This is a genomic window from Aquabacterium sp. (genome assembly GCF_004297345.1).
Taxonomy (GTDB): domain Bacteria; phylum Pseudomonadota; class Gammaproteobacteria; order Burkholderiales; family Burkholderiaceae_C; genus Aquabacterium.
In genome coordinates this window covers 1-8,881 of the sequence record NZ_SCTN01000322.1, presented here as the reverse complement: position 1 = coordinate 8,881, position 8,881 = coordinate 1, and the positions used below count along the sequence as shown (strand labels likewise).

General features: G+C 62.3%; 8 protein-coding genes. All 8 read right to left on the bottom strand.

The window, feature by feature from the left end; translation table 11 throughout:
- A partial coding sequence (locus EPO09_RS11495) for an AAA family ATPase (protein WP_290643198.1) occupies window positions 1-2,164 on the bottom strand: 2,164 nt, incomplete at its 3' end.
- Window positions 2,165-2,314: 150 nt separating this feature from the next.
- Entirely contained in the window at window positions 2,315-3,481 is a 1,167-nt protein-coding gene (locus EPO09_RS11490; protein ID WP_290643196.1) for a GGDEF domain-containing protein, read from the bottom strand.
- A gap of 85 nt (window positions 3,482-3,566) precedes the next feature.
- Window positions 3,567-4,136 carry a molybdenum cofactor biosynthesis protein MoaE gene (locus tag EPO09_RS11485; protein WP_290643194.1) on the bottom strand — a complete coding sequence of 190 codons (570 nt, stop codon included), beginning with the start codon at window positions 4,134-4,136 and terminating at the stop codon, window positions 3,567-3,569.
- 1 nt (window position 4,137) lies between these two features.
- Window positions 4,138-4,398 carry a molybdopterin converting factor subunit 1 gene (moaD, locus tag EPO09_RS11480; RefSeq protein WP_290643192.1) on the bottom strand — a complete coding sequence of 87 codons (261 nt, stop codon included), beginning with the start codon at window positions 4,396-4,398 and terminating at the stop codon, window positions 4,138-4,140.
- A 13-nt stretch (window positions 4,399-4,411) separates the two neighbouring features.
- On the bottom strand, window positions 4,412-5,701 hold the full coding sequence (gene glp / locus EPO09_RS11475) for a gephyrin-like molybdotransferase Glp (RefSeq protein WP_290643200.1): 1,290 nt from the start codon (window positions 5,699-5,701) through the stop codon (window positions 4,412-4,414).
- A gap of 39 nt (window positions 5,702-5,740) precedes the next feature.
- Window positions 5,741-7,162, bottom strand: coding sequence for a threonine synthase (gene thrC / locus EPO09_RS11470; protein WP_290643190.1), 1,422 nt, complete (start codon window positions 7,160-7,162; stop codon window positions 5,741-5,743).
- A 2-nt stretch (window positions 7,163-7,164) separates the two neighbouring features.
- Window positions 7,165-8,517, bottom strand: a complete 1,353-nt coding sequence (locus tag EPO09_RS11465) for a homoserine dehydrogenase (protein ID WP_290643188.1) — start codon at window positions 8,515-8,517, stop codon at window positions 7,165-7,167.
- Window positions 8,518-8,588: 71 nt separating this feature from the next.
- On the bottom strand, window positions 8,589-8,881 hold a 293-nt coding region (locus EPO09_RS11460; protein ID WP_290643186.1), incomplete at its 5' end, for an aminotransferase class I/II-fold pyridoxal phosphate-dependent enzyme.

Genomic DNA, 8,881 nt, shown 5'->3' with positions numbered 1-8,881 from the left:
ATGTCATCACGATCACGGTGTTCTTGAAGTCCACCGTGCGGCCTTGGCCATCGGTCAGGCGACCATCATCGAGCACTTGCAGCAGCACGTTGAATACGTCCGGGTGAGCCTTCTCGACCTCATCGAGCAGCACCACGCTGTAGGGCTTGCGACGCACGGCCTCGGTCAGCGTGCCGCCTTCTTCGTAGCCCACGTAACCGGGAGGCGCACCGATCAGGCGGCTCACCGAGTGCTTCTCCATGAACTCGCTCATGTCGATGCGGATCAGGTGGTCTTCGCTGTCAAACAAGAAGCCCGCCAAGGCTTTGCACAACTCGGTCTTGCCCACGCCCGTCGGGCCCAGGAAGAGGAAGGAGCCATAGGGGCGATTCGGATCAGACAGGCCTGCACGCGAGCGGCGGATGGCGTCGGAAACAGCCACGATGGCTTCCTGCTGCCCCACCACACGCTCGTGCAGCTTGTCTTCCATGGCCAGCAGCTTGTCGCGCTCGCCTTGCATCAGCTTGGACACGGGGATGCCGGTGGCGCGGGCCACCACTTCGGCGATCTCTTCAGCGCCGACCTGGGTGCGCAGCAGCGTTGGCTTGCCGCCGTCCTTGCCTTTGGCGTTCTCTTTGGCTTGTGCTTCCTGCAAGCGCTTTTCCAGCTCGGGCAGCTTGCCGTACTGCAACTCAGCAACCTTGTTGAAGTCACCCTTGCGCTTGAATTCCTCGATCTGGAAGCGGATCTTGTCGATCTCTTCCTTGACCGTGGCCGAACCTTGGGCTTGCGCCTTCTCGGCCTTCCAGATCTCTTCCAGATCGGCGTACTCGCGCTCCAGCTTGGTGATCTCTTCTTCGATCAGGCCCAGGCGTTTGATGGAGGCCTCGTCCTTCTCGCGCTTGACGGCTTCACGCTCGATCTTCAACTGGATCAGACGGCGGTCCAGGCGATCCAGGGCCTCGGGCTTGGAGTCGATCTCGATCTTGATCTTGGCGGCTGCCTCGTCGATCAGGTCGATGGCCTTGTCTGGCAGGAAACGGTCGGTGATGTAGCGGTTGGAGAGCTCGGCCGCGGCGACGATGGCCGGGTCGGTGATCTCGACGCCATGGTGCACCTCGTACTTTTCCTGCAGGCCACGCAGGATGGCGATGGTGGCCTCGACCGTGGGCTCGCCCACGAGGATCTTCTGGAAGCGGCGCTCCAGCGCGGCGTCCTTCTCGATGTACTTGCGGTATTCGTCCAGCGTGGTCGCGCCGATGCAGTGCAGCTCGCCACGCGCCAGGGCGGGCTTGAGCATGTTGCCGGCATCCATCGCGCCATCGGCCTTGCCCGCACCGACCATGGTGTGGATCTCGTCGATGAACATGATGGTCTGGCCTTCGTCCTTGGCCACTTCCTTGAGCACGTTCTTCAGGCGCTCTTCGAAGTCGCCACGGTACTTGGCACCGGCCAGCAGCAAGGCCATGTCGAGCACCAGCACGCGCTTGTTCTTGAGGCTGTCGGGCACTTCGCCAGCCACGATGCGCTGGGCCAGGCCTTCCACGATGGCGGTCTTGCCCACGCCGGGTTCACCGATCAGCACAGGGTTGTTCTTGGAGCGACGCTGCAGCACCTGGATGGCGCGGCGGATTTCTTCGTCACGGCCAATCACGGGGTCGAGCTTGCCAGCGCGGGCGCGCTCGGTGAGGTCCAGCGTGTATTTCTTGAGCGCTTCGCGCTGGCCTTCTGCTTCGGGGTTGTCCACCTTCTGGTCTCCTCGGACGGCTTTCACCGCTGCTTCCAACGACTTGCGGCTCAGGCCAAAATCGCGCGCGGCAATGGCCGTGTCACCCTTGTGATCGGCCAGAGCCAGCAGGAACATCTCGCTGGCGATGTAGGGGTCGCCCTGCTTGTGGGCTTCTTTCTCGGCGCCTTGCAGCAGGCTGACGGTGTCACGCCCGGCTTGCACCTGATCGGCGCCCTGCACTTGCGGCAGCTTGTCGAGCTGCTTTTCCAACTCGATGGCCAAGCCCGGCACCTTGACGCCCGCTTTTTCGAGCAGCGCACGCGGGCCATCATCCTGGCGCAACATGGCCAGCAGGATGTGGGCAGGTTCGATGTAGGGGTTGTCGCGCGTCACCGCCAGGCTCTGGGCCTCGGTCAGCGCTTCCTGGAATTTGGTGGTGAGTTTGTCGAGTCGCATGAGCACTCCTGATAGTCGGAGGGCCCTCTGGTTGGCGAGGGCCGATTGCTCATGAAGATAGGGCGTTGGCGGGGCATTTCAAGCCCCATCTTTGCAGCGGCTTGAGAAAGATCAATCGGCAGGGCCACTTGCTGGCCCTCCGCCGTGACCTTAGTCGCCGCAAATCACCCTGTTGCGCCCCGTGTTCTTGGCTTGATAGAGACAGGCGTCCGCGCGCGCCAGATCTTCTTCCAAGGTGGTGTCTTCGCGGTGGAAGGACAGGCCGATGCTGACTGTCACGCGGATTTCACCTGTGGGTGTCTCGAAGGGGCTGAGTTCGATGATTTCTCGCACCCGTTCGGCCACTGACTGCGCTTCCAGCCTGGAGCGCACTGGCAGCAAGACCGAGAATTCCTCGCCACCGTAGCGGGCCAGCAAGGCGTCTTCCCGGAGATGATCTCGCACGGAGTTGGTAACGTGGCGCAGCACGTCATCCCCCATCGCATGCCCGTATCGATCGTTAACATCCTTGAAAAAATCGATATCGATCATCAAAACTGCCAGCATGCTTGCCTGCGTGGACTGCAGGGCCACCAAGCGCTCGCCCAGTTCACGCAAGCCCCTGCGGGACAGGGCGCCAGTCAGGTCATCGGACAGCGAGCGCGCCCGCAACTGTTGCATCAGGCGGTCATTGACCGAGGCAAACACCACGGACGATACAGCCAGAGGCAACAAAGCAAAGCTCAGCCCCGTGATGGGTGTCAACCACTCGGGCATGAAGAGCCAATGAGACGGATACGGCCCGGACTGCGTCCAGGCCCAGTACAACAGGATCACCCAGTTCAAGGCGAATTCACAGGCGGCTACCAGCAGTGTCAGATCACCACCTGTGAACTTGCCATTGCGCCAGGTGATGACGCCCTGATCCACCGCCATGCCAACACTGACCAGGCAGAACACTGCCCCGATCACGCGCACATATTGCTGGTCTGAACCCCACAGGGCGCCCGCCCACAATGCCAGGCCCACCAATAAAGTGGCCACCATGCCGAACACGGGGTGCGTACGACGCCCATTGAGCTGTCTGAACGCCCATGCCAACAGGGCCACGCCCATGCCCGCAAACCCGATCGCACCCTTGAGGACTTCTGGCCGCACATTCAGCGGGCTGAGCTGAACGCATAGCAACACCGACAGGCTGAGCAAGGCCCAGCGAAACAGGCCCAAGGCGTAGCTCACACGGGCTTGTTCCGTGCGCACCATGGCCAGCAGCCCCAGCCCCACCAGGGAGCCGGCGCCGGAAACCGCATAACAGGTGTAAACGTCGATCGACAACATGCCCGATTTTTATACTCTGAAAGTAGAGTGATATCGGCATGTCCGGCGTCAGATTGACCCCCGGATCGTTTAACAACAACAGGAATCAGCTGTCGTTTCTGGCGTTGACCCTGTCTGCGGCCAGACCACCCCAGCGTGCGGCAGCCTCATCGTCGGCTGTACGGGCATCCACCCAGCGGCTTTCGCCGCCTGAAGACTCCTTCTTCCAGAATGGCGCCTGAGTCTTGAGCCAGTCCATCAGGAACTCGGCGCACTGGAAGGCTTGCCCGCGATGGGCAGAGGTCACCGCCACCAGCACAATCTGATCGGCCACCTGCAGCGGCCCCACGCGGTGGATGACGCGAACGCCACGCACATCAAAGCGCTGCCAGGCCTGCACGATGATCTCGGCGATGCTGCGCTCGGTCATGCCCGGGTAGTGCTCCAGTTCCATGACGGAGGGTTGGTTACCCTGCCCTTCGCCTTGCCCAGCAGCATCACCATGCTGACGCCATTCGCGCACGGTCCCCACGAAGCTGACGATGGCACCTACGCCGTCATCGCCTGCGCGCAAGGCAGCTGCCTCGGTAGAAAGGTCGAAATCCTCTGGCCCGACACGCACGCAAGCCAGCGCCGCAGCCAGAGAGCGGTCGGATGGCGAACGGCTGGTCGTCATCTCAGCCCCCCGTCACAGGCGGGAAAAAGGCCACTTCATCACCGTCGCTCAAGGGCTCGTCGGCAGCGCACAGCGTCTGATTCAAGGCCGTGCGCAAGCCACGCGCCTCATCCAGCGCAGCGCTGTGCGCTTCGGACTGCTTGGTCAGCCAGTCTTGCAGATCACCTACGGTACGCGGCGCTTGCGCTCCATCGAGCAACACGGTTTCACCCGCACCGAGCTTTTCGCGCACGGAGGCAAAGTAACGCACTTGAATCTTCATGATGAGAGCTTGTTCAGCCTTGATCGGCCTGACGGGCGCCACGGGCGGGTTGCAGCAACTCGGCCAGCGGCAAATAGGCCACTGTATCGCCTGGTTGCACAGTCTGACCAGGAAGCAGATCAACCAGACCATCGGCCCACACGGCAGAGGTGAGCACGCCGGAACCCTGATTCGGGTACAGAGTGACACAGCCGTCAGCACCGAGGCGAGCGCGCACGAACTCGCGCCGTTTGTCAGCCTTGGGCCAGGCAAAGCCGGCTTTCAGTTGCATGGTTTGAGGCAAAGACCAGGGCTCGCCGGCCAGCACAGCCAGCACCGGCCGAACCAGCAGCAGGAAAGTGACATAGCTGGCCACAGGGTTGCCCGGCAAACCCATGTAAAGCGCACGGCTGCCGTCCGCCCGCTTGAGCCAACCAAAGACGAATGGCTTGCCCGGCTTGATGGCCAGGGCCCAGAAATCCAGGCCGCCTTCGGCCAGTACTGCGTTGCGCAAGTGGTCTTCTTCACCCACAGACACGCCGCCACTGCTGATCACCAGATCGCAGTGTTCGGCCGCGGCACGCAGGGCCTCGCGGGTGGCGTCCAGCTTGTCGGGCACGATGCCCAGATCCTGGGCTTGCGCTCCGGCGCCTTGCACCAGCCCACGCAAGGTGTGCCGGTTGCTGTTGTAGATCGCGCCAGGCGGCAAGGCTTGCCCCGGCATCACCAGCTCATTGCCAGTCGTCAGGATGCCGACGCGGGCTTGCTTGAACACGGTGAGATCCGCAGCACCCACCGAGGCGGCCACACCCAGGCCCGCGGCGGTCAAGCGCAAGCCGGCTTGCAGAACGGTCTGGCCCTGTGCAATGTCTTCGCCACGCAGGCGGATGTTCTGCCCGGCTTTCACCGGTTCGTTGAAACGCACAGTGCCCGCAGCGACATCGGCGCTCGTGTGCTCCTGCATCACCACGGCATCGGCGCCTTGCGGCACAGGTGCCCCCGTAAAGATGCGGGCGCACTGCCCTGGCTGCAAGGCTGCACCCACTTGCCCTGCGGCAATGCGCTGGGCTTGCGGCAGGATCACAGCCTCGGGTGGCGCATCAGCCTGCCCGGCTTGCGCCAGATCTGCGGCGCACACGGCGTAGCCGTCCATGGCACTGTTGTCCAGCGGCGGCACATCCACCGCAGACACCACCGGCACGGCCAGCACACGGCCCAAAGCCTCGAAACTGCTGATCGACTCCGTCTGGCGCTGGCCTTGCGAACTGGCGACGTGCTGCTCAACGGCAGCGCGCAGAACGGACCAAGCCTCATCCAGAGGCATCAGGGGCTTGAAGGCCGTGGCCATGACGTGCCTTTCAGCTCAGTCGTTGCAATGTTGAACGACGTAATCTTTGATGGCCTGCACCTGATTGGGCATGACCTTGAAACGCTTGGGAAGGTCTTCCAGCCCTTCCAGGCCAGCGATCCAATGTGGGCGCTCAGGTTGACGACCCGTTGCTTCCACAATCGTGGCAGCAAACTTGGCGGGCAAGGCCGTTTCCAGCACCAGCATGGTCACGCCAGGCTTGGTGTGCTCTCGCGCCACCTTCAGGCCATCGGCCGTGTGGGTGTCGATCATCACGCCAAAGCGTTCGAAGGTGTCCTTGATGGTGTTGAGGCGATCGCCGTGCTTGCTGGCACCCGAGGTGAAGCCGTAACCAGCCACCTTGGCGAACTCCTCAGCCGTGAGGTGGAACTCGCCGCGCTGCTCGATCTCGTCCTTGAACAAGGCCTTCACGCGGGCACCGTCACGACCCAGCAGATCGAACACGAAGCGCTCGAAGTTGGAGGCCTTGGAGATGTCCATCGAGGGCGACGAGGTTTCGTACGTCTCGGCGCTGCCACGCACGCGGTAGCTGCCGGTGCGGAAGAACTCGTCGAGCACATTGTTCTCGTTGGTGGCCACCACCAGCGTGTCAATGGGCAAGCCCATCATGCGGGCGACGTGACCTGCGCACACATTGCCGAAGTTGCCAGACGGCACCGTGAAGCTGACCTTCTCGGTGTTCGACTTGGTGGCGTAGAAATAACCGGCGAAGTAGTACACGACCTGAGCCAGCAGGCGGGCCCAGTTGATCGAGTTGACCGTGCCGATCTTGTACTTGCGCTTGAACTCGAGGTCGTTGGAAACGGCCTTGACGATGTCCTGGCAGTCGTCGAACACGCCTTCCACAGCCAGGTTGTGGATGTTGGGATCTTGCAGGCTGAACATCTGGGCCTGCTGGAAGGGGCTCATGCGGCCATTTGGCGAGAGCATGAACACACGCACGCCCTTCTTGCCGCGCATCGCGTACTCGGCGGCGCTACCGGTGTCGCCCGAGGTGGCACCCAGGATGTTGAGCGACTCGCCGCGGCGCGCCAGTTCGTACTCGAACAGGTTGCCCAGCAACTGCATGGCCATGTCCTTGAAGGCCAGCGTGGGACCGTTGGACAGCGCTTGCAGCGCCAGACCAGATTCGAGCGGCTTCAGGGGCGTGATCTCGTCAAAGCCATACACCGCCTTGGTGTAGGTCTTGGCGGCCAGGGCCTTGATGTCAGACTGAGGGATGTCGTCGATGTAGAGCGACAGGATCTCGCCAGCCAGCTCGGCATAGCTCAGACCACGCCATTTGGTCAGCGTGGCGTCGTCGATCTTCGGGTAAGACGTGGGCAGGTACAAGCCACCATCAGGGGCCAGGCCTTCGAGCAGGATCTCGGCAAAGCCGCGCTCGGTCTTGTCGCCGCGTGTAGAGATGTATTTCATGATCAAGCGAGCTCTTCTTTACGCACACGCACGATAGGCGCCAGCACGGTCGGCAAAGCCTGCATCGCGGCCAAAGCCGTGTTCATGCGGCCTTCCTTCGTCTCGTGGGTCAGGATGATCAGGTCGGTCTGATTGCCACCCTCACCGCTGACCTCATCGGCTTCGCGCTGCAGCACGGCGTCGATCGAGATGCCTTGCTCGGCCAGGATGCCCGTGATCTTGGCCAGCACACCAGCCTCATCGGCCACGTGCAGGCGCAGGTAGAAGGAGGTCACCACCTCGTCGATCGGCAGGATCGGCATCTTCGACAGCGCATCAGGCTGGAAGGCCAGATAAGGCACGCGCGCAGCAGGATCCACATCCAGCAGGCGGGCGATGTCCACCAGATCGGCCACGACCGCAGATGCGGTCGGCTCGGAACCAGCGCCCTTGCCGTAGTACATGGTTGTGCCCACGGCATCGCCTTGCACCATCACGGCATTCATCGCGCCTTCCACATTGGCGATCAGGCGACGCATCGGCACCAGGGTCGGGTGGGTGCGCAGCTCGATGCCAACGACCTTGCCATTGATTTCCTGGCGGCGGGCAATGCCCAGCAGCTTGATGCGGTAGCCCAGTTGCTCGGCGTACTTGATGTCCGTGGCCGACAGCTTGGTGATGCCTTCCACATGAGCCTTGTCGAACTGCACGGGCACGCCGAACGCGATGGCGCTCATCAGCGTGGCCTTGTGCGCGGCGTCCACGCCTTCGATGTCGAAAGTGGGATCGGCTTCGGCGTAACCCAGACGTTGCGCTTCTTTCAGCACCACGTCGAAGTCCAGGCCCTTGTCACGCATCTCGGACAGGATGAAGTTGGTCGTGCCGTTGATGATGCCGGCCACCCACTGGATCTGGTTGGCGGTCAGGCCTTCACGCAGCGCCTTGATGATGGGGATGCCACCGGCCACAGCGGCCTCGAACGCCACCATCACGCCCTTTTCGCGCGCCGCTGCAAAGATCTCGGTGCCGTGCACGGCCAGCAGGGCCTTGTTGGCCGTGACCACGTGCTTGCCGGCGGCAATCGCTTCCAGCACCAGGGCCTTGGCAATGCCATAACCGCCAATGAGCTCGACCACCACGTCGATATCCGGATTGGCAATCACCTGGCGAGCGTCAGCCACCACTTGCGCAGCATCGCCCACCACTTCACGCGCACGCTCGGTGTTGAGATCAGCCACCATCGTGATCTCGATGCCATGACCGGCGCGGCGGCGAATCTCTTCCTGGTTGCGCTTCAGCACGGTGAAGGTGCCGCTACCAACGGTACCGATACCCAGCAGGCCAACCCTCAGCGGGCGGTTTTGTTCTTGGCTCATTCGAATCTCACTTGAAAACACTTGTGGGGGCCGCTTGCCCCCGACATGGAAACTAAACAGGTCAACAGCAATCAGGCGTGGCGCTTGCGATAGCCGTCCAGGAAGCGGGCGATGCGGTTGATGGCCTCGGCCAGGTCATCGCTATTGGGCAGGAACACCAAGCGGAAGTGATCCGGGTGTGCCCAGTTGAAGCCCGTGCCCTGCACGATCAGCACCTTCTCTTCGGCCAACAGCTCGTAGGCAAACTGCTGGTCATCCGCGATGGGGTACATCTTGGGATCCAGCTTGGGGAACATGTACAAGGCGCCCTTGGGCTTGACCACGCTCACACCCGGGATCTTGTTGAGCATCTCGTAAGCCAGAT